At 37.5% G+C, this 26,387-nt stretch carries 27 protein-coding genes; 23 read left to right on the plus strand and 4 right to left on the minus strand.

Annotated elements, in window-relative coordinates; translation table 11 throughout:
* The first annotated feature begins 36 nt into the window (after nt 1-36).
* The 15 genes from ileS to J3U71_RS03790 all read left to right on the plus strand — a co-directional run bounded on the left by ileS (nt 37) and on the right by J3U71_RS03790 (nt 13,748).
* Nucleotides 37-2,826, plus strand: coding sequence for an isoleucine--tRNA ligase (gene ileS, locus J3U71_RS03720; RefSeq protein WP_267392715.1), 2,790 nt, complete (start codon nt 37-39; stop codon nt 2,824-2,826).
* A complete protein-coding gene (locus J3U71_RS03725; protein ID WP_103751535.1) occupies nt 2,826-3,044 on the plus strand; it encodes a cold-shock protein in 219 nt (72 codons plus the stop codon). The genes ileS and J3U71_RS03725 overlap by 1 nt, the downstream gene beginning before the upstream one ends.
* 4 nt (nt 3,045-3,048) lie before the next feature.
* Nucleotides 3,049-3,612, plus strand: coding sequence for an NUDIX hydrolase (locus J3U71_RS03730; protein WP_267392714.1), 564 nt, complete (start codon nt 3,049-3,051; stop codon nt 3,610-3,612).
* A 1-nt stretch (nt 3,613) separates the two neighbouring features.
* The gene (locus J3U71_RS03735) at nt 3,614-3,976 is read left to right on the plus strand and encodes a hypothetical protein (protein ID WP_220269582.1); all 363 of its coding nucleotides are present in this window, start codon (nt 3,614-3,616) and stop codon (nt 3,974-3,976) included.
* Between the two features lie 17 nt (nt 3,977-3,993).
* Complete coding sequence (locus J3U71_RS03740; RefSeq protein WP_220269583.1) at nt 3,994-4,689, plus strand: 5'-methylthioadenosine/adenosylhomocysteine nucleosidase; 696 nt, start codon at nt 3,994-3,996, stop codon at nt 4,687-4,689.
* A gap of 3 nt (nt 4,690-4,692) precedes the next feature.
* On the plus strand, nt 4,693-5,850 hold the full coding sequence (locus J3U71_RS03745) for a cysteine desulfurase family protein (protein ID WP_267385264.1): 1,158 nt from the start codon (nt 4,693-4,695) through the stop codon (nt 5,848-5,850).
* Nucleotides 5,851-5,900: 50 nt separating this feature from the next.
* Nucleotides 5,901-6,242, plus strand: coding sequence for a DUF1831 domain-containing protein (locus tag J3U71_RS03750; protein WP_103751540.1), 342 nt, complete (start codon nt 5,901-5,903; stop codon nt 6,240-6,242).
* Nucleotides 6,243-6,247: 5 nt separating this feature from the next.
* The gene (gene mnmA / locus J3U71_RS03755; protein ID WP_228706319.1) at nt 6,248-7,369 is read left to right on the plus strand and encodes a tRNA 2-thiouridine(34) synthase MnmA; all 1,122 of its coding nucleotides are present in this window, start codon (nt 6,248-6,250) and stop codon (nt 7,367-7,369) included.
* Nucleotides 7,370-7,537: 168 nt separating this feature from the next.
* A complete protein-coding gene (locus tag J3U71_RS03760; protein ID WP_267392713.1) occupies nt 7,538-8,197 on the plus strand; it encodes a histidine phosphatase family protein in 660 nt (219 codons plus the stop codon).
* A complete protein-coding gene (locus tag J3U71_RS03765; protein WP_267392712.1) occupies nt 8,194-8,844 on the plus strand; it encodes a tetratricopeptide repeat protein in 651 nt (216 codons plus the stop codon). Before J3U71_RS03760 ends, J3U71_RS03765 begins: the two co-directional genes overlap by 4 nt.
* A complete protein-coding gene (locus J3U71_RS03770) occupies nt 8,837-11,194 on the plus strand; it encodes an ATP-dependent RecD-like DNA helicase (protein WP_267392711.1) in 2,358 nt (785 codons plus the stop codon). Before J3U71_RS03765 ends, J3U71_RS03770 begins: the two co-directional genes overlap by 8 nt.
* Before the next feature lie 24 nt (nt 11,195-11,218).
* Entirely contained in the window at nt 11,219-11,608 is a 390-nt protein-coding gene (locus tag J3U71_RS03775; RefSeq protein WP_267392710.1) for a DUF1828 domain-containing protein, read from the plus strand.
* 64 nt (nt 11,609-11,672) lie between these two features.
* Entirely contained in the window at nt 11,673-12,380 is a 708-nt protein-coding gene (locus J3U71_RS03780; protein ID WP_267392709.1) for an ABC transporter ATP-binding protein, read from the plus strand.
* A gap of 18 nt (nt 12,381-12,398) precedes the next feature.
* On the plus strand, nt 12,399-13,190 hold the full coding sequence (locus J3U71_RS03785) for an ABC transporter permease (RefSeq protein WP_267392708.1): 792 nt from the start codon (nt 12,399-12,401) through the stop codon (nt 13,188-13,190).
* Nucleotides 13,191-13,334: 144 nt separating this feature from the next.
* Complete coding sequence (locus tag J3U71_RS03790) at nt 13,335-13,748, plus strand: GNAT family N-acetyltransferase (protein ID WP_323848333.1); 414 nt, start codon at nt 13,335-13,337, stop codon at nt 13,746-13,748.
* Nucleotides 13,749-13,812: 64 nt separating this feature from the next.
* On the opposite strand, the gene J3U71_RS03795 is transcribed toward J3U71_RS03790, so the two are convergent.
* The 4 genes from J3U71_RS03795 to def all read right to left on the minus strand — a co-directional run bounded on the left by J3U71_RS03795 (nt 13,813) and on the right by def (nt 17,443).
* A complete protein-coding gene (locus tag J3U71_RS03795; RefSeq protein WP_267392707.1) occupies nt 13,813-14,763 on the minus strand; it encodes a diacylglycerol/lipid kinase family protein in 951 nt (316 codons plus the stop codon).
* Between the two features lie 42 nt (nt 14,764-14,805).
* On the minus strand, nt 14,806-16,485 hold the full coding sequence (rnjA, locus tag J3U71_RS03800) for a ribonuclease J1 (protein WP_220221095.1): 1,680 nt from the start codon (nt 16,483-16,485) through the stop codon (nt 14,806-14,808).
* Between the two features lie 5 nt (nt 16,486-16,490).
* Entirely contained in the window at nt 16,491-16,715 is a 225-nt protein-coding gene (locus tag J3U71_RS03805) for a DNA-dependent RNA polymerase subunit epsilon (RefSeq protein WP_103751550.1), read from the minus strand.
* 173 nt (nt 16,716-16,888) lie between these two features.
* The gene (gene def, locus J3U71_RS03810; RefSeq protein WP_103751551.1) at nt 16,889-17,443 is read right to left on the minus strand and encodes a peptide deformylase; all 555 of its coding nucleotides are present in this window, start codon (nt 17,441-17,443) and stop codon (nt 16,889-16,891) included.
* Between the two features lie 254 nt (nt 17,444-17,697).
* Here def and typA point away from each other — a divergent pair, with 254 nt between their 5' ends.
* The 8 genes from typA (at nt 17,698) to J3U71_RS03850 (ending at nt 26,265) form a co-directional block, all read left to right on the plus strand.
* The gene (gene typA / locus J3U71_RS03815; protein WP_267392706.1) at nt 17,698-19,539 is read left to right on the plus strand and encodes a translational GTPase TypA; all 1,842 of its coding nucleotides are present in this window, start codon (nt 17,698-17,700) and stop codon (nt 19,537-19,539) included.
* A 92-nt stretch (nt 19,540-19,631) separates the two neighbouring features.
* A complete protein-coding gene (locus tag J3U71_RS03820; protein WP_220221097.1) occupies nt 19,632-20,819 on the plus strand; it encodes an FtsW/RodA/SpoVE family cell cycle protein in 1,188 nt (395 codons plus the stop codon).
* Nucleotides 20,809-21,153, plus strand: a complete 345-nt coding sequence (locus J3U71_RS03825) for a YlbG family protein (RefSeq protein WP_103751554.1) — start codon at nt 20,809-20,811, stop codon at nt 21,151-21,153. Before J3U71_RS03820 ends, J3U71_RS03825 begins: the two co-directional genes overlap by 11 nt.
* The gene (gene rsmD / locus J3U71_RS03830; RefSeq protein WP_267392705.1) at nt 21,150-21,704 is read left to right on the plus strand and encodes a 16S rRNA (guanine(966)-N(2))-methyltransferase RsmD; all 555 of its coding nucleotides are present in this window, start codon (nt 21,150-21,152) and stop codon (nt 21,702-21,704) included. Before J3U71_RS03825 ends, rsmD begins: the two co-directional genes overlap by 4 nt.
* Nucleotides 21,701-22,186: a pantetheine-phosphate adenylyltransferase gene (gene coaD, locus J3U71_RS03835; protein WP_103751556.1), complete on the plus strand. Its 486-nt coding sequence runs from the start codon at nt 21,701-21,703 to the stop codon at nt 22,184-22,186. The genes rsmD and coaD overlap by 4 nt, the downstream gene beginning before the upstream one ends.
* A complete protein-coding gene (locus J3U71_RS03840; protein ID WP_103751557.1) occupies nt 22,186-23,238 on the plus strand; it encodes a SepM family pheromone-processing serine protease in 1,053 nt (350 codons plus the stop codon). Before coaD ends, J3U71_RS03840 begins: the two co-directional genes overlap by 1 nt.
* Nucleotides 23,239-23,294: 56 nt before the next feature.
* On the plus strand, nt 23,295-24,014 hold the full coding sequence (locus tag J3U71_RS03845) for a helix-hairpin-helix domain-containing protein (protein WP_220269598.1): 720 nt from the start codon (nt 23,295-23,297) through the stop codon (nt 24,012-24,014).
* Nucleotides 23,983-26,265 carry a DNA internalization-related competence protein ComEC/Rec2 gene (locus J3U71_RS03850; protein WP_267392704.1) on the plus strand — a complete coding sequence of 761 codons (2,283 nt, stop codon included), beginning with the start codon at nt 23,983-23,985 and terminating at the stop codon, nt 26,263-26,265. Before J3U71_RS03845 ends, J3U71_RS03850 begins: the two co-directional genes overlap by 32 nt.
* Nucleotides 26,266-26,387 lie beyond the last annotated feature (122 nt).

Below are 26,387 nucleotides of genomic sequence, written 5' to 3' on the forward strand. Positions count from 1 at the left end.
TTTTAGGACGAGGTTTTTTGACAGAAAGGAATTTAAATGAGAGTGAAAGATACGCTGAATTTAGGTAAAACTAAGTTCAAAATGCGCGGCAATCTTCCAGTTCGTGAAGCCGAGTGGCAAAAAGAATGGGATGAAAATAAATTATACGAGCAACGACTAAAATTAAATGAGGGTAAACCACGGTTTGATTTACATGATGGTCCTCCGTTTGCTAACGGCAACATCCACATGGGTCATGCTTTAAATAAGATTTCAAAGGATATTATTGTTCGCTTTAAAAATATGAGCGGTCACTATGCTCCTTATGTTCCTGGCTGGGATACGCACGGCTTGCCAATTGAGCAGCAATTAGCGAAACAGGGCGTTAACCGCAAAGAAATGAGTCGAGCAGATTACCGTCAATTATGTGAAGACTACGCTAAAAAAGAAATCAAAAAGCAAATGGCTGATTTTAAGCGCCTTGGTGTAATGGGCGATTGGGATCATCCTTATATAACGTTGCAGCCGGAATACGAAGCTGAAGAAATTCGTGTTTTTGGTAAGATGTATGAAAAGGGCTACATTTATAAGGGTAAAAAGCCAGTTTATTGGTCACCATCAAGTGAATCCACTTTAGCGGAAGCCGAAGTCGAATATCATGATGTTAAATCACCTTCAATTTTTGTTGCATTTCCGGTTAAAGACGGTAAAAATATTTTAGATCCAAAAGACACCTACTTCTTGATCTGGACAACCACGCCATGGACTATTCCTGCAAACCAAGGGATTACCGTTAATCCAAGCTTTGACTATTCCGTTGTAAAAGTAAATGACAAAAAATATGTTGTTGGAACTGACCGCTTAAAAGCAGTTGCCGAAACTCTAGGTTGGGATAATTATGAGGTAGTTCAGCATTTAGCAGGCTCAGATATGGACCATATGCTGGCAACTCATCCATTATATGGCCAGGATGTACTGCTGATGAACGCTATGCACGTTACCGCAGAAGATGGTACAGGCTTAGTTCATACAGCTTCGGGCTTTGGTGAAGATGACTATAATGTGGCCCAAAAGTATGGTTTGCCTGTCTTTAGTCCATTGGATAACAAAGGCTGCTTTACGTCTGAAGTACCAGATCCCGATTTAGTGGGCATGTTTTATGATGATGCAAATAAAGTAGTTGCAGAAAAATTGCGCAAATCCGGCAATTTGCTAAAATTGAGTTTCTTTACCCACTCATATCCACATGATTGGCGTACCAAGAAGCCCGTAATTTATCGTGCCACAACTCAATGGTTTGCTTCAATCGAAAAATGTCGTCAACAAATTCTTGATCAAATTGATAAAGTTAACTTCACACCTTCGTGGGGTAAAGTTCGTCTGCATAATATGATTAAGGACCGGGGAGACTGGGTAATTTCGCGTCAACGTGCTTGGGGTGTTCCGTTACCAATTTTCTACGCCGAAGATGATACGCCGATCGTAACGCCAGAAACAATTGAGCATATTGCGCAAATCTTTGCTAAAGAAGGCTCAAATGCCTGGTATAAGCACACTGCCAAAGAATTATTACCGGAAGGCTTTACCTCTGAGCATTCACCAAATGGTGAATTCAGAAAAGAAACTGACATTCTAGATGTTTGGTTTGATTCAGGGTCATCACACCAAGCTGTAATGGCTAAAAGACCAAACTTGCGTTTTCCTGCCGACTTATACCTTGAAGGTAGTGATCAATACCGGGGATGGTTTAACTCAAGTTTAATTACTTCAGTTGCTACTACAGGACAAGCGCCATACCGCAGTATTTTATCTCAAGGGTTCGTCCTTGATGATAAGGGACATAAAATGTCTAAGTCACTTGGTAACGTTATCGCACCAAATGATGTAATCAAACGGATGGGAGCCGAAATTATTCGACTCTGGGTTGCTTCTGTAGATGCAACTTCCGATGTTGCCGTTTCGCAGGATATTTTGCAGCAGACCTCAGAGAGCTACCGGAAGATTAGAAATACATTCCGTTATATGCTTGCCAATACGTCTGACTTTGATCCAGAAAAAGATCGAATTCCGTATGAAGAGTTGAACTCAGTTGATCAATATCTCGAAGTACTTTTGAACCAATTGGTAAAAACTTGCTTAGATAAATACGAGCAATATGATTTTAATACGGTCTATAAGAAGGTCTTTTCATTTATTTCAAATGATTTATCTGCGTTCTACTTGGATTTTGCTAAAGATGTTTTGTATATTGAAGGTCAAGACAGTCATGCTAGACGCTCAATGCAAACCGTTATTTACGATGCAGCAGTCAAATTAGCCAAAGTATTAACGCCAATCTTGCCTCACACGATGGAAGAAATTTGGTCATTTTTAAAAGAAAAAGAAGACTATGTCCAATTAGCTGACATGCCAGAAGTTTCCGAATATCAAAATGAGGCGGAACTACTAGCAGACTGGAAACAATTTATGAGTATGCGTGACGATGTTTTGAAGGCTTTAGAGCAAGCACGTGATAAGAAGTTGATTGGTAAGTCATTTGAAGCTGCAGTGACAATTTATCCTGATAAGGAAACTGAAGCTGTTTTAGCTAAACTTGATGCCAACTTCAGACAAATTCTAATTGTTTCTAAATTAACCATTGCAACTGACCCAGCACCGGCAAATGCCGAAAAATTGACTAATGGGTCATATATTGTTGAACGTGCTGAAGGCGAGGTTTGTCCACGTTGCCGGATGATCAGAACTGATATTGGTGAGGACAAAGATTTGCCACTAATTTGTGGACGTTGTGCTAAGATAGTCAAAAGTGATTATCCAGATATTGTCCAAGAAGGATTAGAGGAATAATGCGTTTAGGTACAGTAAAACAATTTGATCAAAACAGCAGTTTTGGTTTTATTGAAGATAGTGAGAACCATAAATCGTATTTTGTATTTTATACTGCAATTAAAGAAGAGGGCTATCGTCGTCTTCAAGTTGGGCAAAAAGTTAAATATCAACTTGCTCAAGGAAAAAATGGGCTTCAGTGCGTAAATGTTTACTTGGCCCAATCTACAGGAAAGTGAATAAATGGATTTAACAGAAACTGAAATTTCTTCAAAACAGATTTTCTCAGGTCGAATTGTTGACCTCTCGGTTAGAACAGTTAAATTACCTAATGGTGAAACTACTCTTAGAGAAGTGGTTAAGCATCAACCTGCAGCGGCAGCTATTGCCGTAAATGAAAAGCAAGAAATGCTTTTAGTTGAACAATGGCGGGAACCAATTAAGAAACTAACTTTAGAAATTCCTGCTGGTTTGGTTGACGAAACTGATGCGAGTCCTTTGGACGCGATGAAACGGGAACTGAATGAAGAGGGCGGCTACCATGCCGATTATTGGGAAAAAATCACAGATTTTTATTCGTCACCTGGTTTTACCAATGAGAAATTGTATTTATTTTATTGCGATACATTAACAAAATTGACTGATAAAAGGCCACTTGATTCTGATGAATTTTTAACTGGCCATTGGTTCAGTTTAGAAGAGTTGAAGAGACTTTCTGCACAGGGTAAAATTGTTGATGCAAAGACATTGTATGCAATGAGCGTATGGGAAAATATGCTTTTAACAGGTGCAAACGCAAAGGATTAAGATGACTGAAAAACGATCAGATTACCGTAAGAAAAATAAGCATAAAAAGAATAAGGGCTTTTTCAATACAATTAAATCGGCATTTGATGGCAATGATGAGGAAGTTGACGTTAACCCTGAATTTACTCGGTCTGAAAATGAGGGTGCGTCAAATGTTCAGCTGCCAAATAGGGAAAATACGCGCGAAAAGCGGCGAAAACAAGGCAATTTTAGCCAAAAAACTGCTAATTCGCATATTTCCCCGAATGACCGTGCACTTACTAGTGAACAAAAAGGTCTTAGACTAAAGAAAAAACTGAATCGAGCAATTTTTATTATGCTAGTTTTAATTATTTTGGTATTACTGGCGTTATTTCATCTATAAAATTAACGAGGGTAAAAATGAAGATAGCAATTATTGTCCCAATGGAAATTGAGGCAGAATATTATCATAAGTATTTTCACTCTGGTAGCAAAGAAATGTTCGGATCAACGTTATTCGAGCATTTTTGCGTTAACCATAATGATATTTATATTGGTTTGAGTGGAATAGGTAAAGTTCAGGCTGCGATGAACCTAGCTAGCTTGCTAAGCATAGTGGATATTGACTTAATATTCATGACAGGTTCCGCTGGATCTTTACAGGCGAAAGTGCACAAAGAAGATTTGATACTAGCTAACGCTTTTGCTTATCATGATGCGCATAACACTCTTGCTGGTGATTATGTTGAAGGGCAAATTCCGGGAGAACCCGCAGTTTTTAAACTAGATTCACCTGCTAGAAACCGATTTGCTACTTTTTTAGAGCAACAGAAAGTCAAATTTCAAGAAGGTTTAATAGTTACTGGAGATTCTTTTATCGGCTCTGAAGCGCAAAAAGAGGCGATTAAGGCGAACTTTGCAACTGCTTTAGGAGTTGAAATGGAAGGAGCAGCTTTTGCACAGGTTGCCGCTCATTTCAATAAACCATTAGTAGCTATGCGTGCTATTTCAGATAATGGCGATAATGATGCAAATGAAGATTTCGATCATTTTGCGCAAAAGGTAGGGGCAAAGGCTGCTAAGTTAATTTGTGCCTATTTAGAAGAGATGAATTAAATCATGAAACAAATATATCTTGATAATGCAGCTACAACACCGATGTCTCCCAAAGTGATTGATGTGATTACCAAGGAGATGAAGGATGATTTCGGCAATGCTTCTAGCACCTATGAGTTGGGGAGAAAAGCACGGCATGTAATTGATCAGGCTCGTTCAAAAATTGCGGCAGCGATTAATGCCAAGGATAATGAAATCATCTTCACCTCTGGGGGCTCCGAAAGTAATAATACCGCTATTTTAGGTACTGCTCACAGTCGGCAAAACGAAGGTAAGCGTATTATTACGACTAAGATTGAGCATCCTTCTGTTTTAAATCCAATGAAAAAGTTGGAGCAAGAAGGCTTTGATGTAATTTATCTTGATGTAGATGAACATGGTCATATTGCTCTTAATGACCTAAAAAAAGCCTTAACGCCTGAAACAATTCTGGTATCAATCATGGCTGTCAACAATGAAATTGGGGCAATTAATCCATTAAAGGAAATTGGCGCAATTGTAGCTCAAAGCAACGCTTATTTTCATGTTGATGCGGTTCAGGGGCTGGGTAATATTGATTTGGATGTCAAAGAAATGAAGATAGATTTGTTGTCTACTTCAGCCCATAAAATAAATGGTCCCAAATTTCTTGGCTTTTTATATGAAAATAACCAAATTAAGTTACCGCCACTCGTTTACGGTGGAGAGCAAGAAACTAAGAGGCGGGCTGGAACGGAGAATGTTCCTGGTATTGCTGGTTTTGGTGAAGCTGTTACAGAAATTACTGCTATTGATAAGAATGATTTGCAGAATAAATATCAAAAATTACAAAAAATTATTTTAGACAAATTGACTGCAGAAAAAATTGCTTATCAGATTAATGGTGGCGTGGGTGAAAATGTATCCCATCACGTTCTAAATTTACGCCTAAATGGTGTTTCAACTACAGTGCTGCAGGCTAATCTTGACCTAGCTGGTTTTGCTGTCTCGGGTGGTTCCGCTTGTACAGCTGGTTCACTTGAGCCGTCGCATGTGTTAATTGCTTGTTTTGGTAAGGATTCTCCTAGAATTTCAGAATCAATCCGAATTTCATTTGGCCGGTATAATACTGAAACAGAAGTAGAGGAATTTGCTGAGCAACTAAGCAAGATCGTTAAAAAAGTCCAACAAAGGGAAAATTAGTTGCTTTTTAAGAAAAATTAACTTATTATTTGTAAGCAAGAGGTGTAATCATGGCAAATACAGTTATAATCAATGGTGATAATCGTAAATTTACGCTTAGTCCAGAACTAAAGCTTTATGCATTAATTGATGCAGGCTTTGTTAAAACAGTTAAAGGGAATTTTAATTACGAACATCCTTTGTACAATGATTCACCTTATAATGCGCCAACCAAGCTTAAGATGACGATTAACAAAGATTTAAACCATTTAACGATGGTCATTACGGATCGTAATGGTTTGCAAAAAGTAAATATTTTTAAAAACAAGCAATTAGCGCCCACGGTTGAACTTTTGAACTATATTTTAAAAGATCTTGAAGAGCGTAATATTATTGTTGCTGTAAAGGATTGATTTAATTGGCTAAAAAGACCAGAGTTGTTGTTGGAATGAGTGGCGGAGTTGATTCCTCTGTATCTGCATTATTGCTTAAAGAGCAGGGCTATGATGTTATCGGTGTTTTCATGAAGAACTGGGATGACACGGATGACGCCGGTGTTTGTACCGTAACTGAAGATTACGAAGATGTTAAAAAAGTTGCAGATCAGATTGGTATTCCATATTATTCAATTAACTTTGAAAAAGAATATTGGCACCGCGTTTTTGAATATTTTTTAAACGAATATCAAAAAGGACGGACGCCTAATCCCGATGTAATGTGTAACAGTCAAATTAAGTTTAAATCGTTTTTAGAATTTGCTTTAAATTTAGATGCCGACTATATTGCTATGGGTCATTATGCTAAGACCGTGACTGATAAAAACGGTATTACTCATATGATGCGTCCAAAAGATGGGAATAAGGATCAAACCTATTTTTTAAGTCAATTGACGCAAGACCAAATAAAGCGGGTGATTTTTCCGTTAGCAAATCTAACCAAACCGCAGGTTAGAGAAATCGCCATTAAAAATGGTTTAGTAAATGCTAAAAAGAAGGATTCTACTGGAATTTGCTTCATCGGTGAACGTAATTTCCGAAAGTTTCTGAGTGAATTTTTGCCAGCACAATCGGGTAAAATGGTTACTCCTGACGGTAAGGTCGTAGGCGAGCATGCTGGTTTGATGTATTACACCATCGGTCAACGTTCAGGTCTAGGACTTGGCTCGACCAAGGAGTCTACTGCACCTTGGTTTGTGGTCGGGAAAAACTTAGCTAAGAATGAACTAATTGTGGAGCAAGGCTATGATAGCAAGTTGCTTTATGCGACTGAGCTTAAGGCAAGCGGGATGACGTTTTTTACTGGTCAGCCTGATCATGACTTAACGCTCCATTGTAGCGCAAAGTTTCGTTACCGTCAGCCAGATGTTGAAGTAACAGTGGATTACCACGCAGCAACCAATACCGCCACGGTTTACTTTGCTGAGCCGGCTCGAGCAGTTACACCTGGTCAGGCGCTCGTTTTATATAATGGAGAAGAGTGTCTTGGTGGCGGCAATATTGATTGTGCTTACCAGAATGAGCAAAAATTACAGCTAGTTTAAACAGTAAAAACAAGTAAGAAAAATGTGTATAGCATTTTTCTTTTTTTGTTGGTCTTTTCAAATACAACATAAGATTGTTCGTTTTATTGGATTTTTTGCTTTTTTCAATTGCGTTAATTAAATGATAAACTATGAAGGTAACAATAAGAGGAGATTGATCGATTAGTAATGCAGATTTATTTTATAAGGCATGGAAAAACAGAATGGAACTTAGAACGAAAATTTCAGGGAGCACATGGTGATTCTCCACTCTTACCGCAAAGTTTAATTGATATTCAAAAACTTGGACATTATTTAAGTCAAACAGAGTTTGCTGATTTTTATTCTAGTCCGATAAATCGTGCATATGAAACTGCCAAAAGATTAAAGTCGAGTATGGCTTCTTCTTTAATAATTAACCGAGACAAGCGTTTACGCGAATTTGACTTAGGAAAAATGGAAGGGCTTAATTTTACAGAGGCTGCTAGGAAGTACCCACAGCAAGTCGCGGATATTTGGGATAGCCCTGAAAAGTACGATGGTAAAAGCATCGGTGGAGAAAATTATTCAGACGTGATTCAGCGTGGATGGAGTTTTGCGCAGGAAATTGCTCAAAAATACCCTGATAATAGCGATAAAGTAATTGCTGTAAGTCATGGTGCAGCTTTAAGCGCGATCATGGGCGGACTTTTAGCTTATCCTCTTTATGATATTCGTCATAATGGCGCCCTCAGTAATACTAGTTTAAGTATTTTGGAAACGACCGATCAGGGAAAAAGTTTTCACTTACTCGTTTGGAATGAAACTAAGTTTTTAGGAAGAAAAATATTAGGAACAGATTCACTATGACAAATGACCAAAATAACCAAGCAAAAAATAAGCAGCAATCTGAAAAGCAGATTCATGATCTGATTACTAAAATTGATGCAGACCCGCAAAATACTGAAAATTACCTAAAACTTGCTACTTGTCTAATTGAACAGGGGAGTTTTGACCAAGCAACGCAGCTTTTAGAACAAGCAAAACATCTTGTTAAAAATCCGCAAGATTTAGACTATGATTTGGCAGTTTGTCTATATCTACAAGGCGATTTTGCTAAAGCTTTAGAGTTATTAAACAAAATCCCAAATGATGACTTGGTCTTATACCAAAAGGCTCTGGTTTTTCTCAAATTGGGACAAAGACAGAAAGCTTTAGCCCATGCATTAACAATTAAAAATATCGATAATCGGGTTAAAGAATTGCTGGGAGATATTTGGCTAAGCTTAGGTGATTTAACTAGTGCAAAATCGAGCTATCAGCAAATAAACGAAAATCAAAGAAGTGCTAAGGTCAATTTCATGCTAGGCATAACAACTCTTAATGATAATCGCAAGGAAGCTGAAGAATATTTACACAAGGCTAAACAAGAGGATCCTAAATTTTACCAGCAGGCTCAAGAACAATATGATGCAATTTTAAAAATGATTAACGATTCGGAAAAGAAAAATGACTAAGTTTAACGGTAAATTAAATCGAATAGTTTTTGAAAACGATCAGGATCTTTTTAAAATTCTTGATGTAACTATCATTGGTAAACTAGAAGATTATGATCGAGAAGAAATTAAAGTTACTGGTAGTTTTGGCGATATTCAGGAAGGTGGAACTTACACTTTTGACGGCAAGCTAGTCGTACATAATAAATTTGGCTTGCAATTTCGCTGTGACAGCTATAAGCAATCAGTTCCGCAAGAAAAAGGAAGTTTAACACGCTATTTAAGTTCCAGTAAATTTCCGGGAATTGGGAAAAAGGCTGCGGATACTATCATCTCAGCTTTAGGAACAAATGCTTTAACCGTGTTAAAAGATAATCCGGCTAAAGTGGCTACATTGCCATTAACCAAAAAGCAAAAGGACAGTTTGATTTCGGGTGTTAATTCAATGGACTCATACTCAGAGATTGTTCTTAAATTAGCACAATTTGGCTTAAATAAAAAAGTGGCAGCTAGACTGTATCAAATTTATCACGGTGAAACTCTAGCTAAATTGGAACAAGATCCGTATGCCGCGATTGCAGAAGTTACGGGCTATGCGTTTAAAAGTGCTGATAGAATGGGCAGTAAATTAGGAATTGCTGCCGATGATCCGCGACGTATTAATGGTGCAATTTTCCAAATTTTACTCGATGAACTAAGTAAAGAGGGAAATACCTTTGTAAAGTTGGCGTTACTTCTAACGCAAGCAAGTAAGTTATTACAAATCAAACAATTTGATCCCATTGCTACCTGCGTTAACAATCTCCAGCACCAGGGCAAAATTGTTGTATCTGATGAAGATGCTGCATTGCAGTCTATTTTTGAGACTGAAAACGAAATTGCTCTCACGATGAAGAATTTGATTAAGCGGAAGAATACCACCAAGCCATATAAGGAACGAGCAATTCAAACAGCCATAAAAAATGCTGAGAAGAAATTAAAAATTAGCTATGACGACACCCAAAAGCTGGCCATAAAAAATGCTTTAACTAATCCAATTTCGATTCTGACAGGTGGCCCGGGAACAGGTAAGACAACTATTATCAATGGTATTTTACTTTCATTGCGAGAACTGGCTGAAATTCCTGCTTCGTCTTTGTATAGTAGCGATCCGCCTTTTTTGCTAGCTGCTCCAACTGGTCGAGCTGCTAAAAGAATGGAAGAGATTACCGGTATTACGGCTAAGACCATTCACAGGTTGTTGGGATTAGGAATTGGTGAAAATGACGCTACTGATTTAAACGAATTAAACGGCGAAATTTTAATTATCGATGAAATGTCTATGGTTGACATGTTTTTGTTTAAGCAATTGATTTCTAGCATTAATGATACAAAGCATATTGTTTTTGTTGGGGATAAGGACCAATTGCCATCGGTTGGTGCAGGCAACGTCTTTAGCGATTTGATTAAGGCTAAGGCTTTTCCAACAACTGTTTTAAAGCGAATCCACCGTCAAGGAGACGACTCGAGCATTATTACGTTGGCTCATGATATTAATGAGGGTGAAGATCAGCAATCTTTGTTTACTAAAACCAAAAATTATTCTTTCATTTCTTGTCCGCCGCATGAAGTTGATCATGTAGTAAGCCAAATAGTTGAAAGAGCTATTGCCCATGGTTTTGCTAAAGATGACATTCAAGTATTGGGTGCCATGTATCAAGGACCAGGTGGAGTAACCAATCTGAATAATGTTATACAGGAAATCATGAATCCGGCTAAACCTAACAGTAAAATCCTCGAAGTTCATGATGAAGCTTTTCGGATAGGAGATCGGGTTTTACAATTACAAAATAACCCTGAAAAAGATATATATAATGGTCAAATTGGTAAAATTTTAGCGATTGATGAAAAAAATCCGCAAAAGTGTATGACTGCAGACTTTGATGGACGGGAAATAAACTTTAGCAAAAAAGATTTATTTGATTTGACTAGAGCTTATGCAATAACAATTCATAAGGCTCAAGGTTCGGAATTTCCACTAGTAATTTTGAGTTTAACAATGCAAAATTATGTTATGCTGAAACGGAATCTGCTGTACACTGCGGTTACGCGTGCCGAAAAAAACTTGGTTTTAATTGGCGATCCTCGGGCGTATGTGATGGCGCTTAATACTTCTGGTAATGATCGGCAAACTGGTTTAAGTCAGAAATTGCAAGAGCAATTAGGCGTTGTTAGTCAGACAACCCCTGAGAAAAAGGTGGAAACACCAAAAATAGATGAGCAAGTAGAAGAAAAGCCTAAAGATTATTTACTTACTTCTGAATTAATTTACGCTGGTAAAATCGACCCAATGATTGGAATGGCTGATATTAAGCCAGGAATGAAGCATTAACTCAGAATAGGAGAAACTTTTTAAATGAACCAAAATTTTGCTAATGAAAGTCAACAATTAAAAAAGGCAATCGGCTCGTGGGTCCAGGAACAGACGCAAATTTGTCAGATCGCAGATAATGCTTGGGAAATTGTTACGTTTGTTCAAGATGCAATGGGTGAGTCAATCTATTGTTTTGTAGAACAAAAAGATAATTATTTCCGGGTTGGCGATGATGGTCGAACCCTTTTTAAAATTGATCCCAGTGCCAGTGATCAAAACTTGTTAGATTCGGCAAAAGAACTAATTTTAGCTAATGGCTTTGAATATGATGCGAGTACGGGTGAAATTTGGGCTCAAGCAGATGAAGGAAGCTTAGTAGCGGTCATAATGGAATTAGTCCAACTTGCCGCAGCGATTTCCTACTTAAGTTGACATTATTACATTGCAATGCTATAATTCATTAATTTTTAAAATTTAATGAAAAGAGGACTTGCCCATGACGCTAAAATTTGAGCAATTAACTAAAAAGTATGGCAACAAATTGGTTTTAGATCAAATTGATTTAACAATTAATGTTCAGCCAAAAGTTGTAGGCCTAATCGGCCCAAATGGTGTAGGAAAGTCTACACTTCTGCGCCTTATTGCAGGAGTTCTGGAGCCAACGGAAGGCCGAATAACCAATGATCAAGTAGCCCAAGATTATGCTAAATGGGCGAGTTCGCACACGTCTTTTATTGCTTCTGGTGAAAGAGGACTAATTAACCGGCTGAATACTTGGGAAAATTGTCAATTTTTTGCCTCAATTAAGGGTGTTGATCCCAAAGTTGCCCAAAAAAGCATTGCCAAATTGGCTGCTGAATTGAATTTTTCTCCAAATATGAAGACAATTTTTCAGGAATTATCGACTGGTCAAAAGAAGAAGGCAGCCATTCTAGTTGGCGCCGCCATGCAAACGGATTTTGTTCTCCTTGATGAACCATCAAATGGCTTAGATATTTCTGCGCAAAAGGATTTGGCAGACTTTATTTTGGCACTGAAAAATAATCAGCATAAACTGATTTTTGTTTCGTCGCATGATACTCAGATGTTATCAGGGGTCGTTGATCAATATCTCTTTATTAAAGATAAAGTGATTCCGCGTGTAGTTGATCATCTTCTCGAAGAAGCAGATTTGTTGGCAATTTACCATAATATATATAGCTAAAGTCAAGGGGTGAATTAAATGAATAAGTTAAAACAGCTAGTAACTTTGTTTGTGGTTCAGCTTAAGTTGCAGTTAAAAATCAAACTGCGTTATCTCAGTGCGACGATCACCGAAATGATCATATATGCTGGTGCTCTGCTACTCATTTTATTCGGGGCAAACGGTAATAATATTGGTCAGCAATATGGGATCAAGGGCAATATCTTAATTACCCTAATCGGCTATTTGTTCTGGAGCAATGGTGTTTCTGCCTTAAATTCATGTAGTAATGGTGTCGAAAGCGATGAAATATCAGGAATATTTGAAACTGAGGCGCAATCAGCTCTTCCCTTATGGCTAATCTATTTAGTCCAAACAATTGTTGAAGAACTCTACACCTGGATTTATTTAATCATTATCAGTATTTTAACGAGCTTTTTTGGTCATTTTTCATTGCTTGACTTGTGTATTGCTTTTTTACTAACATTTGTTTTTACCTTGATTTCAAACTTAGGAATGTTTGGTATCGGGATGATTTTTGCCTCCGGTTCAATTCATTATAAGCGAATGGGACAGTGGGCAACAATACTGCAGGCCTTACTGGTGATGTTTTCCAATATCTATCAACCGATGATTACGCCTTATCAGCAGATTATTCCCTATGCCAGTGGTATCGAAATCGTACGGAGCTTATTTATAGGTAAAAGCGTTCCGCTTAATACCTACATAATTTTTGTAGCAGTTAATTCGTTTTGGCTAATTGTCGGCATTGTTATTTTCAATTATTGCTTTAAAAAGGAAAAAAAGAATGGTTCGTTTGATGCATTTTAGAATGATTTTTAGAGAGAAAGAAAGGGTATTATTTTAAAATTTAAACAGGTTAAATGGTTATCTGCTAATTATCGGAAAGTTAAAAAACTATATTTAAGTGCTTTCCCGCAAAATGAGCGATTCCCACTTTGGCAGTTACAGTTATTGTCCTTAAAAAAAGCAGTTCAATTTGAGGGTCTGTATGATCAGGACCAGTTCATTGGTCTCACTTATACTGCGGTTGATGAAAAGGCGGTTTATCTTTTCTATTTAGCAATTGACCCGGCCAAAAGAGGACACGGGTATGGCAGTCAGGTACTGACTTTACTAAAAGAAAGATATCCCGCTAAGCAGATCTTCTTAGATATTGAGCCCGTTACATCTGAGGCCGACAATTATGAACAGCGACAAAAGCGCTTAGCTTTTTACCAGCACAATGGCTTTAATTTGACTAAGCATCGATTAATTGACGATGGTGGAATTTATGATATTTGTACTACTGGTAGCCACGTCAATCTTCAAGAATTAAACAAACTTACACGTAAAATGAGTATTTTTGCTCAATCCAAAATCGTATAGCCTTTATCAAATTTAAAGCAAAAAAAGAATCATGGAGATAATTTCTTCATGATTCTTTTTGCTTTTACCGGTACAGTCTAAACTGATCAACAGCAAACTCAAGTTTAAAGGGCTGTCTTTTTATTTGCTCGCCATCAACTTGGGCGAATTCTTTTTGATTAGTTATAACCGTAATTTTATCTGCCTCAATATAATGAAATTGCGGGTCATTAAGATGAGAACCATCTTTTAATAGATCTAGAAAAAGCTTAACTAATTTTTTTAAGCTATCCTTTTCAACAATGACCGTGTCAATTTTATGACTATCAATTTTAGCGCAAGGTAAAAGTGGAATGCCACCACCAAGATATGAGTGGTTAGTTGTAGTTACTAAAAAGGCATCGTTATAATGCCATCTTTTACCATTAGCTTCCAGATCAACGTGAAAGGTATCCTGCTTGTACAAGGCCGATAAAATATGAAGACCGTAGATTAACTTGCCTTCATTTAGTTTATTCAGCAGTTTTTTTAGGTTAGAAATATTGCTAAGGTGGTTCACATATGCGTCAAAGCCAATCCCAAAACTATTCGCAAAATAATAAGTTTGCTCACTAATCTCGGGAAGTCTAAAGGAGCCACAATCAGTTAGGGTGGGGGTAAAGACGTGCTGTTTTATATTGTCAAGAAGCACTTGCGGATCACTCGGAAGATTAGCAGCACGGCCAAAGTCATTTCCGGTTCCGGCCGGTAAGTAGGCGAACGGTGTTAACGGATTCTGCGATCTTTTGATACCGTTTAATACTTCGTTTAGTGATCCATCACCGCCAATAATAATCAAAACTTCTTTTTTCAAATGCTGCTTGTCAGCATATGTTTGTGCTAACCGAATGGCTTCACCGGCAAATGCACTCTTTTTAACATCAAAAGTTATCTTTTCCTTTATCAGCAATAAAACCATACGATCTAATATCTTTTTTGCACGACCATTACCAGCAGTTTCATTGACGAGTAGGTGTATTTTTAAATTAGAATTCATTTTGTTTTTTACTTTAAATAAAAAAGCCCGGTTGGGCTTCAATTATTTTTTCTCAACTATCATCGGCAAAATCATTGGCCTTCTTTTAGTTTTGGAATATAAGAAATCCGCTAAATTCTCAATAATTGCCTTGCGAACAACGCTATCTTTAGGCGTTTCTACTTTATCCATTTCGCTTTTGATAATGTGATAAATGTGTTTTTGCGCTTGATTGATTAATTCTGTTGACTCCCGCATGTAGACAAAACCACGACTTAAAACATCGGGGCCAGCCAATACTCGTTTATGCTTGTAGTCAACTGTTGCAACTACCACGACTAAGCCGTCTTCTGATAACACTTGGCGATCATGCACAACCACATTACCCACATCTGCAGTTCCAGACGTATCAACATAAACATCGCCGGCAGGAACATGACCTGCAATTCTTGAACCTTCTGGGCTAAAGCAGAGGACTTCACCATTTTCTAAGACAAAGGTGTGATCTTCTGGTACTCCAGCAGCTTGTGCCAATTCCGTATGTACAACTTGCATTCTATATTCACCGTGCACAGGAATCATATATTTTGGCTTAGTCAATCTGACCATCATCTTCAGCTCTTCCTGACCACCATGTCCAGATGTGTGAACGTTATTGATGCGACCATGAATAACATTTGCGCCACCTTCCATTAGCTTATTAATGAGGTGGTTAACACTTAAAGTGTTACCTGGTATTGGATTGGAAGAAAAGATTACTGTATCGCCCGGTTGTAAACTAATTTGCCGATGCGTACCATTGGCTATGCGAGAAAGAGCGGCTAATGGTTCTCCCTGAGAGCCAGTACAAAGAATCATTGCTTGTTCAGCTGGAGTATGGTTGATTTCATTAGCGTCAACGATTAAACCTTCAGGTACATTTAAATAGCCGAGGTCAATTCCGTTTTGGACGCCATTTTCCATACTTCTACCAAAAATGGCAACCTTTCTTCCGGTATCAATTGCCGCTTCGATTGCTGTTGATACCCGGTAGAGGTTGGAGGCAAAGGTGGCAAAAATAATTCTGCCATGAATGCCTGTGATTATATCATGCAGTGAATGGGCAACGAATCTTTCCGATTTAGTAAATTGCGAAACTTCGGCATTAGTCGAATCCGAAAGAAGGGCCAGCACGCCCTCGTTACCAAGTTTAGCCATTCTCTGAAAATCTGGTGCAGGTTGGTTCATTACTGGTGTTAGGTCAAATTTAAAATCACCAGTAAAAACAACCGCACCCAGTGGTGTGTGAACCGCGATTCCGAGTGTATCAGGAATTGAGTGAGTAGTTCTAAAGAAGGTAACAGTTAATTTCTTAAATTTCAGAACTGTATCTTCATGTTCTTCATGAAGTTCAGTTGTCCGCAAAATACCATGTTCTTCAAGCTTTCCCTTAATTAATGCAAGTGCAAAAGGTGTAGCATATACGGGAATTTCAGGTATTTTTTCTAAAAGAAATGGAATCCCGCCAATGTGGTCTTCGTGTCCGTGGCTAACTACCAAGGCTTTGATTTTTTTCCGATTCTTAATTAAATAAGAATAATCGGAAATAACATAATTAATACCAAGAAGATCATCCTCAGGGAATTTAATTCCACAATCCATGATGATAATTTCATCTTGGTATTGAACACAATACATATTTTTGCCGATTTCGTGCAACCCCCCGATTGCAACGACAGCGACTTCATTATTTTTAATACGCACTTAAATTACTTCTTACTCTCGAAAGACGTCAATTTAAAATCAGCGTGCTCTTTTTCATATTCGAGTGAATTTCCAGCTAATTCTTGGATGAGTTCAATGTTGTAGGGGGTATTTTCCTCAACCAAAGTTCTAGCTGTGACTAAATTTTCAGCCTCCAAGTAAAGAGTCTGAGTAGTTTCACGACGAGGGTTAACTACCTTATCTTTTTGATACAAAACTTTGTAGATCATATTTGTATTCTCCTTATTCAGTTAATAAAACGTTCTTGTTTGGGTAGCTTAAAGTACCCAATAGCTAGTAAAATTTTACCATAATTGTTATTTCAAGTATAGAATCGAGTTCTAATAGTTTAATAAAAAAGCCGTCAAACACCAGCTGACGGTTTAATTTCGGGTATACTCAATTAATAAATAACAACAGTATCATCATCTAATTGGAACGGATTTTGTTTGTTAATCCGGTCATAAAAGAGGTGACCACGTAAGTGCTCAATTTCGTGTGAAGCAACAATGGCAGGGTAGTCTTTAAGCCGAATTGTCTTTTCTTCACCATCGACTGTATAATAATGAATTTTTAATTTATCAGGTCGTGGTACATAACCATCAATCACTTTATCAACACTTAAACAGCCTTCGCCTTCGCTGAGACATGCTTGACGAACGGATTCAGATAAAATTTCTGGGTTAACAATTGTTTCTTTAAAAATAATTTCGTTTTTATCGTTGGGTACGAGCAAGGATGCCATTTGGACGCTTTCGCCAACCTGCGGTGCTGCAAGTCCAACACCGGCACGCAATTGGTGCTTCTTAGCGATTTCTGGATCTTGTGAGTTAATTAAGTATTCCATCATTTCATCAGCAAGATGGCGATAATGGTCGCTTAAAGGAAAAGTTAGCGGTTTTGCTACTTGTCGTAACACAGGATCACCGTCGCGGGTAATATCTTTCATTAAAATCAATTACATTCACTCTTTCATAAAAAGTTATATCTATATTTTTACCATAAGTTAGGCTAATTTGTCTGCTTTTTATTCTATACTAAATTTTTAATTTGAAAAAGAGGGATAAACGTTGACCAGTATATAGTTAGGTGTTAAAATCAATGAGCGTAAATATACAGATATGAAACACTTCGATTAGCATGTTTTTGACGTGCCGCCGAAACTGTGACATTGTCACAGTTTTTTTATTGAGGAGTGGAGGAGGAATACTTTTGTCAGAAAAAAGAAGAGACGATATTAGGAATATAGCTATCATAGCTCACGTTGACCATGGTAAGACAACCTTGGTTAACCAATTATTGAAACAATCCGACACTCTGCCCGAACATATGGCTCTGGAAGATCGTGCAATGGATTCTAATGATATTGAACGTGAACGTGGTATTACTATTTTATCTAAGAATACTGCGGTTAAATATGGTGATACTACCATCAATATTTTGGATACGCCTGGACACGCCGACTTCGGTGGTGAAGTTGAACGTATCATGCACATGGTTGATGGGGCTTTGCTATTGGTAGACGCCTATGAAGGTACAATGCCACAGACTCGTTTCGTGTTGAAGAAGGCGTTAGAGGCTGGTGTTAAACCAATCGTTGTGATTAACAAGATTGATCGCCCTGGTGCTCGTCCTAAAGAAGTTCTTGATGAAGTTCTGGAATTATTCATTGAATTAGGAGCAAATGATGAACAACTTGACTTCCCAGTTGTTTATGCTTCAGCATTGAATGGTACTTCCTCATATGATCCGGATCCAGCAACTCAAAAAGAGACAATGGACCCAATTTTCGACACAATCATTAAAGCTATTCCAGCTCCACTTGATAATGCTGATGAGCCACTTCAATTCCAAATTACAATGCTTGACTGGGATGATTATGTTGGCCGTATCGGTATTGGTCGTATTTACCGTGGTAGTGTAAAAGTTGGCGACAACATCACAGTTATGAAACGTGATGGGTCACAACAAAACTTCCGAGTTACTAAATTATTTGGTTTCTTTGGTTTGAAGAGAAATGAGATCACAGAAGCTAAAGCTGGTGACATCATTGCGATCAGTGGTATCAACGATATCTTCGTCGGTGAAACTATTGCTTCTGCTGAAGATCCTGAAGCATTGCCATTTCTTAAGATTGACCCACCAACTTTGCAAATGGACTTTGTTGCTAGTGACTCACCATTTGCAGGTCGTGAAGGAGACAAGGTTACACCAAAGAAATTGGAAGACCGTTTAATTAAGCAAACGCGGACGGATGTTTCTTTGAAGGTAGAACCAACTGATCAAATTAATGCGTGGACAGTATCTGGTCGTGGTGAATTGCACTTATCAATTTTAGTTGAAGAACTTCGGCGTGAAGGTTTTGAATTGCAACTTTCTCGTCCAAAAGTAATTTACCGGGAAATTGATGGTCAAATGTGCGAACCATACGAAGCTGTGCAAGTTGATACGCCAGATGAATATGTTGGTTCGGTCATTGATTCGCTTTCCCAACGTAAAGGTGAAATGAAGAACATGGAATCTACTGGTAATAACCAGACTCGCCTTGACTTCTTAGTACCTTCACGTGGACTAATTGGTTATAACAATGAATTTATGTCTCTAACTGGTGGTTATGGTATTTTGAACCATAGTTTTGACTGCTATAAACCGGTTGTTAAAAACTGGGAACCTGGTCGTCAAAATGGTGCATTGGTTTCAATTAGTCAAGGTAAATCAACTACGTATTCGTTACAAACTGTTGAACAACGTGGAGAACTATTTATTGGTGCCGGTGTTGAAGTTTATGAAGGAATGATCGTTGGTCAATCATCCCGTGACCGTGATATTGCAGTCAATGTTATTAAGGGTAAAAACCTAACTAATACGCGTGCTGCAGGTAAGGATCACGCCGCCGCAATCAGAACTCCAAAAACTTTAACTTTGGAAGAAGCCATTGAGTTCTTAAATGATGACGAATATTGTGAGGTAACACCTAAATCAATTCGGTTACGTAAGAAGATCTTAAACACTTCTGAGCGGCAAAAAGCTGATAAGAAACGTAACAAAAAGTAAATATTATCAACAAGAACGGCACTCACTGATGAAGTGGTGCCATTTTTGTTTTATAATAAAGGATAATAATTTACAAAAAAGGAGGGCTACTTTTGCGACAGAAATTTCAACATCTGGACTATAAAATTTTAGTTCCTTATCTGTTACTAGTTGTATTTGGCATTATCATGGTCTATTCAGCTAGTTCTGATATTTTGCTCGTAAATGGTTTTAAGCCGGCAACATATGGAATCAAACAAGCAATATATGCTGTTTTTGCCGTCTTCCTTTTTGCGGCAGTAACTTTCTTATTAAGGCTCGAAATCTTTAAAAATACTAAGTTTGTGGCTTGGTTTTTAGGTATCAGTATGATGCTACTGCTATATTTGATTATCCTGAAGATTTTTAAAGGTTCTGACGCAGCAGTCAACGGAGCGGTAGGTTGGATTGATCTGAAAGTCATCAAAATACAACCGCTTGAAATTGCTAAGTTAGCACTGGTGCTTTATTTAGCTTATTATCTTGATCGTCACGACGGTTCTTTTAATCAAGGATATATTATTCAAAATCTGTCTAGACCAGCAATTTTAGCTGGCGTAATGATGTTTTTGGTTGTTCTTGAGCCTGATTTAGGCGGAACAGCGATTTTGGCAATGATTGTAATAGTGATGTTTTCTGTTTCTGGAGTTCCAGCCAAGAAAGCAGTCCTTTGCTTGTTGGCAATTGCTATTGGTGTTTTTTTTCTCGTTTTTTTAATCATTAAATGGAACCCCAAGTTTTTACAAGATAGTTACCAATATCGGCGACTCATGTCATTTATGCATCCCTTTGAGCTTGAGCAAAAAGGCGGAGCTCAATTGGTCAACTCCTATTATGCTATTCATAATGGTGGGCTGTTTGGTGTCGGCTTAGGAAATAGCATGCAAAAGCGGGGCTATTTACCTGAACCATATACTGATTTTATTTTAGCTGTGGCGGCTGAAGAAATCGGAGTAATTGGGGCTTTAGCCGTTTTAGCGCTGTTGTTTTACTTGATGTGGAGCATTATGGATGTTGGTATTCATGCCGAATCACAGTTTGATGCGTTAGTTTGTTTTGGTGTTACAACCATTATTTTTACGGAGACTTTATTTAATGTTGGGGCTGTTCTAGGTTTACTACCGATTACTGGTGTTACTCTGCCATTTATTTCCTATGGTGGATCTTCCTTAATCGTGCTTTCGACTTCAATCGGACTAGTCTTGAATATCGCTGCAAATGAACGAATTAGAAAAGAGGAAGAGGCTATTAATGAGCATTAACCATGATTTAGTAGCTAGTAATGTAACTAAGAGGCAAGGCTTAATTGTTTACCTGAACTCTGTCAGCAATCAATATAAATTGAGACGCTTTGGCGATATCGTTTATTTTTCGAAAAAAATGAACTATTGTGTCTTATACGTTGATCAAAAAGATGCTGATAAAACTATTGCTGTTTTGAACTCACTCGATTTTGTTAATGGTGTTGATCGTTCCAATGGTGAAAATATTGATTTATCAAGTACACATATTGAACAGCAGATTAAAGACTTAGCCAGTGAGGCAGAAGAACAGTTGCTTGAAGAACAAGAAAAAAATACGGAACAGTTATCATGAGAATTATTGCAGGTAAATATGCTAAGCGGAATTTATTGACGCTTAAAAGCCAGAAAACTAGGCCAACAAGTGATAAAGTCAAAGAATCGCTTTTTAATAGCTTAGGGCAATTTTTTGCGGGGGGCCAAGTTCTTGATTTATACGGAGGCAGCGGTGCACTAGCAATCGAGGCGGTTTCACGAGGATTAGAGCATGCCACAATTGTTGATATCAATTACCAGGCCGTTGAAATCATCCGTAAGAATGTCGCATTAACTAAAGAAGAGGATCGGTTTACTGTATATAAAATGTCTAGTAATGCTGCTTTAAAAAAATTGGCAAGTGAAAAACAAAAATTTGATTTAGTCTTCTTAGATCCCCCTTATGCTAAGCAAAAAATTGCAGCTGATATGAAGAAAATGCTTGAAAAAGATTTGTTAACTAATGCGGCAATTGTGGTTGCAGAAACAGATGATGAAACCAGTATTGGTGAATTTGAAGGTTTTTCTTTAACGAAAAAGCATCATTTGGGTAAGACAATTGTTCGTTTTTATCGAAAGGAAGATAAATGAGTTTCGCACTTTTTCCGGGTAGCTTTGATCCCATTACTAATGGTCATGTCGATGTAATTAACAAAGCCGTTAAAATTTTTGATAAGGTTTACGTTGTGGTAATGACTAATACTTCAAAAAAATATCTTTTTGATGTTGATAAACGGGTTAGTCTTGTGCAAGATGCCACCGAAGGTCAAGCAAAAGTCGAGGTTTTAAAACGACCTGATAAATTAACTGTTAATGTTGCGCAAGAGTTAGGTGCGTCAGTAATTATCCGGGGCGTACGTAATAGTGAAGATTTTTTGTATGAACAGGAAATCGCAGCCATGAATCATGATTTAAATCCTAAAATCGAAACGGTTTTATTTTTTACCGAACCTAATAATAGTTATGTCGCTTCAAGTGTTATCAAGGAGGTTGCACAGTTTGGTGGAAACATTAGCAGCTTTTTACCAGCAAGCTCGGCAGCGGCTTTAAAAGAGAAGTTGAGGAAGGGCTAATGAGCGATCATCCAAAACCACAAGGTAAAAAGACTAACAAAAAACGTAACTGGCTACTCGCCATTTTGGCAGTTTTATTAGTTGCCATCGGGTTAAGCTGGCCAACTGATTACTATATTGAAATGCCAGGAGAAGCTGTTCCCATTAACCTATTTATGAAGAGTAAAAACAAGAAGCCCAATAATTTTTACTTGGTAACGGTGAGTGAAACTACGCGTCCCGCCTCGGTTTTGCGGTACCTATTAAGTTATACGCAAAAGTTTTATACGCGGGTTCCCAAGGAACAATTACTCGGCGATGCCACTAGCAGCCAATACCAAGAATTACAAAATTGGTATATGGAAACAAGTCAGCAAAATGCGATTTACTATGCAGCCAAAAAGGCTGGATTAAAGCCTAAATTGAATTATGAGGGCGTTTATGTCATGCAGGTTCAAAAAAATTCCAGCTTTAAGAGCAAGCTGCAGATTGGAGATACCGTCCTCGGAGCTAATGGCAAGAGATTTCACTCTACTGAGGAAATGATCGCTTATTTTCAAAAAATGCAAATCGGTTCGAATGTCGTTATTAATGTTCTACGCAACGGTCGCGAACGTAAATTTACTGGTAAGATCGTGAAAGTTGCTGGGACGAATAAGCCAGGAATCGGAATCCAATTAATTGAACACGTTAAAATCACGACTAAGCCCAAACTAAGTATTAATGCTGGAGCAATTGGCGGCCCTTCAGCGGGATTAATGTTTACCCTGGCTAGCTATGAAACTTTTACTCAGCAAAACCTGGCAAAAGGTCATAAAATAGCCGGTACGGGAACAATTTCTGTTAAAGGCCAAGTTGGTGCGATTGGCGGCGTAGACAAAAAAGTTGTGGCCGCAGATAAGGCTGGCGCGGAGGTCTTTTTCGCACCAACTGATACCACGGTTTTAAAAAAGAGCGAAAGTAACTACGCGGTTGCTTGTAAAACTGCTAAAGAAATTAAAACTAAGATGAAAATTGTTCCTGTTGGAACCTTTGAAGATGCTTTAAATTATTTAAATAAACATTACCGCTAAAAAGTTCAGAAAAAATTTCTGGGCTTTTTTTCGTACTTATATTAGAGGTGATAAGTATGAATTGGAAAAAAATCAAAGATTTCCTTCTGGAAAACAAAAAATATGTCTTGATTGCTGGAGTTGCTATTATCGCTTTCTTTTTATATTTACACCAAAGCCAAGGTGAGCAAGAAAGTGGCAACAATATTGTCAAAAGTGAACCCAAAGTGGTTAATTCAACGTCTTCTGTCAAGCAAGATTTAGATGATAAAAAGCAAAAGGAATCAACTTCGGTTAATCAAAAAACAAGTGAGGTAACTTGTGATATTGGGGGAGCAGTTAAAAATAAAGGAGTTTATACTTTAAAAAATGGTGCTCGCTTGAATGAATTGATTATGGCAGCAGGTGGTTTAAGTAGGAATGCCCAATTAAAAAATGTTAACCGGGCATTAATTCTAAAAGATCAAGACAAGATCCACATTCCATATCGTGGAGAAAAAGTGAGAGGTAATCAGATTGTTTTATCAGTTAATGAAAGTTCTAATTCTTCCGCCAATAATGCAAGTAGCGAAGAGACGCCAGATGCAAAAGAACAAGAAAAAAGCAGCAAGGTCAATATTAATACAGCCAATGCTCAAGAATTACAAAAGCTGAACGGGATTGGCGAGAAAAAGGCAGAATTAATTTTGGCTTACCGCCAGAAAAACGGCCAATTTGCTAGTATCGAAGACATAAAGCAGATTTCTGGAATTGGAGACAAGACATTTGCGGCGCTTAAAGATCAACTCGAAGTTTGATGTCATTGAGCCTGGTCTGTTCTTAGTTGCCGCCTTATTACTAATTGATTGCAGTTTTTTGCTTTACCAATGTACGACTATCATAGCTAAAGTAGTTACTGTTTTATTAGCTGTCTATTTATGCGGATTGGTCATAGTAAAATATCGAAAACTTGTGTTTGTCCTTTTATTGCTTTTAACCAGTTTCTTGCTTGCAAACTGGTTTACTGCTCGTCCCAGCTCTTTATCTCTTACTAAAAATTCGGTGATTAAACTTTACCCTGATGAAACTAAACTCAGCGAGGACTGGCTTTCAGGCCAAGGAACATTAAATGGTAAAAAAGTCTTAGTGACGGCTAAATTAAGTCAAAAACAAATTTGGCAAGCAAAACAAGGAAAAACAATCTGGCTAAGTGACTTGCAAGGTGAAATAAATTCAATTGAACCGGCAACAAATTATGGTCAATTCGATGCGCAAAAATACTATGCCACTAAGAAAATTTGGCAAAAAGTTAATTTAAAAGCATGCAGAATATCCTTTAAAAGAACTGGTTTAATTGATTACTTGCATCACTTGCGCTACCAATTACAAAGGTATTTTCAAAGAATGCCGCAAATTTTAGGATTTTTTAGCAGTGAACTAATTTTAGGAGAAAATCCTAATTCTGCTAATCAAATTATCTTAAATAATTATCGAGATCTGGGAATTATTCATATTCTAAGTATTTCTGGACTTCATGTTGGCATTTACACCATAGTAATTACAGCAATTTGTTCCTTTCTTAAGATGACCGAAAAAGAAAGTTTTGTTAGTTGTTTGCTAGTATTAGTTATTGGGATTTTTTTAAGCAAAGGTCAGGCCGGCTTTATTCGAGCTAGTTTAACTTTTGTTTTAAAGCAAATCTTCAAATTTAAGAAAATTCCAATCGCACAATATGACATCTTGGGGCTCGCCTGCATAATTCACTTACTATTTGATCCGCGATTAATGAGTGGAGTGGGTGCTTTATTGAGTTATGTATTGGCACTAGGATTAGAAATGACCAATAAAATGTCCAGTATTAAACAGTCAATAGCTTTAAATGCTTTGCTATTGCCATTATTACTGTTTTACTTTTTTCAGTTTAATTTTTTAACCGTTATTTTTAACATTTTCGCGGTACCATATTTTAACTGGATTGTAATGCCGTTAACTTTTTTAAACTTATTCATTTTTGCCAAACTACCAACAATATCTGGTTTTTTTGAATTCATTTTAGAAACCGGTGAAAAGATGATTGGTCAGATTTCGACTACACAATTGGGCTTATTGTCGTTTGGTAAGATTAATTGGTGGCAATGTGGGGGATTGCTTTTAGTGACGGGTGGAATAATAGTTTGTCTGAATGACGGTGTTTTACTTAAGAAAATTAAATTTATTGGCGGACTTGGTCTCTTATATGGGTTGCTTTTTTGTACGATTCACTTTCCCTTAACGGGACAAGTAAGTTTCATTGATGTTGGGCAGGGAGACAGTATCTTAATCACCACGCCTTTTCCGCGAAAGGTCTACCTCATCGACGTCGGCGGCAAACTTAATTTTGGCAAACGAAAATTTACCCCGCAGGTCAATAAAATTACACTTCCATTATTAAAAGCATTAGGAATAAATCAAATTGATGGCATTTTTGTTACTCACCAAGATGCAGATCATGTTGGTGATTTGGGTCCGCTCTTAAGTCAAATTAAAGTAAAAAAGCTGTATATGGCTGCCGGACTCATTAAAAACCCATCATTTGCCAAAAGAATTGCGGGGCATCTTACTACTGACCAATTAGTGGAGCTTATTGCCGGTGATCAAGTAATTGAGCCCCAGATTAGTTTTAATGTTGTTTATCCTTTTAAGCCCGGTCCAGGGAAAAATGAGGATTCTTTGTCGTTAACTTTTAAATTAAAAAATAAAAGATGGCTTTTCACGGGAGATCTAGGTCAAGAAGGCGAAAAAGAGATTATGGCCAATTTTCATCTAAGAGCTAATTATTTTAAACTAGGCCATCATGGTAGTAAAACTGCTTCAAATCCCATTTTCTTAAAACAATTGCAACCGGAAATGGTCTTTATTTCTGCTGGAAGAAATAATCAATTCGGGCATCCTCATCCAGAAACAATTGCAACATTAAGAATGCAGCATATTCCTTATGCGTCTACACAAGACTGTGGAATGATTACTTGGACTTATAGCAGGTTTGCAAGTTCGAAGTTCTCTAGTTTTTTACCAGTAAAAGCAAAATAAAAAAGCCCAATGCACAAAGCAATAGGCTTTAATAGCTAGAAGGTAGGTCGGATAAAGTGAGGTATCTGGGAAACTAAAGTTAGTTCTTGGAATGTGATATGATTATTACTGTTTATAAAACT

Origin of the sequence: Lactobacillus sp. B4015, from assembly GCF_026536055.1 — a bacterium.
Taxonomy (GTDB): Bacteria; Bacillota; Bacilli; order Lactobacillales; family Lactobacillaceae; genus Lactobacillus; species Lactobacillus panisapium.

Bases quoted from the DNA above. Each gene is read 5' to 3' on its own strand.
- ileS (WP_267392715.1), top strand. From the start codon at position 37: ATGAGAGTGAAAGATACGCTGAATTTAGGTAAAACTAAGTTCAAAATG.
- J3U71_RS03725 (WP_103751535.1), top strand. From the start codon at position 2,826: ATGCGTTTAGGTACAGTAAAACAATTTGATCAAAACAGCAGTTTTGGT.
- J3U71_RS03730 (WP_267392714.1), top strand. From the start codon at position 3,049: ATGGATTTAACAGAAACTGAAATTTCTTCAAAACAGATTTTCTCAGGT.
- J3U71_RS03735 (WP_220269582.1), top strand. From the start codon at position 3,614: ATGACTGAAAAACGATCAGATTACCGTAAGAAAAATAAGCATAAAAAG.
- J3U71_RS03740 (WP_220269583.1), top strand. From the start codon at position 3,994: ATGAAGATAGCAATTATTGTCCCAATGGAAATTGAGGCAGAATATTAT.
- J3U71_RS03745 (WP_267385264.1), top strand. From the start codon at position 4,693: ATGAAACAAATATATCTTGATAATGCAGCTACAACACCGATGTCTCCC.
- J3U71_RS03750 (WP_103751540.1), top strand. From the start codon at position 5,901: ATGGCAAATACAGTTATAATCAATGGTGATAATCGTAAATTTACGCTT.
- J3U71_RS03760 (WP_267392713.1), top strand. From the start codon at position 7,538: ATGCAGATTTATTTTATAAGGCATGGAAAAACAGAATGGAACTTAGAA.
- J3U71_RS03765 (WP_267392712.1), top strand. From the start codon at position 8,194: ATGACAAATGACCAAAATAACCAAGCAAAAAATAAGCAGCAATCTGAA.
- J3U71_RS03770 (WP_267392711.1), top strand. From the start codon at position 8,837: ATGACTAAGTTTAACGGTAAATTAAATCGAATAGTTTTTGAAAACGAT.
- J3U71_RS03775 (WP_267392710.1), top strand. From the start codon at position 11,219: ATGAACCAAAATTTTGCTAATGAAAGTCAACAATTAAAAAAGGCAATC.
- J3U71_RS03780 (WP_267392709.1), top strand. From the start codon at position 11,673: ATGACGCTAAAATTTGAGCAATTAACTAAAAAGTATGGCAACAAATTG.
- J3U71_RS03785 (WP_267392708.1), top strand. From the start codon at position 12,399: ATGAATAAGTTAAAACAGCTAGTAACTTTGTTTGTGGTTCAGCTTAAG.
- J3U71_RS03795 (WP_267392707.1), bottom strand. From the start codon at position 14,763: ATGAATTCTAATTTAAAAATACACCTACTCGTCAATGAAACTGCTGGT.
- J3U71_RS03805 (WP_103751550.1), bottom strand. From the start codon at position 16,715: ATGATCTACAAAGTTTTGTATCAAAAAGATAAGGTAGTTAACCCTCGT.
- J3U71_RS03825 (WP_103751554.1), top strand. From the start codon at position 20,809: ATGAGCATTAACCATGATTTAGTAGCTAGTAATGTAACTAAGAGGCAA.
- rsmD (WP_267392705.1), top strand. From the start codon at position 21,150: ATGAGAATTATTGCAGGTAAATATGCTAAGCGGAATTTATTGACGCTT.
- coaD (WP_103751556.1), top strand. From the start codon at position 21,701: ATGAGTTTCGCACTTTTTCCGGGTAGCTTTGATCCCATTACTAATGGT.
- J3U71_RS03840 (WP_103751557.1), top strand. From the start codon at position 22,186: ATGAGCGATCATCCAAAACCACAAGGTAAAAAGACTAACAAAAAACGT.
- J3U71_RS03845 (WP_220269598.1), top strand. From the start codon at position 23,295: ATGAATTGGAAAAAAATCAAAGATTTCCTTCTGGAAAACAAAAAATAT.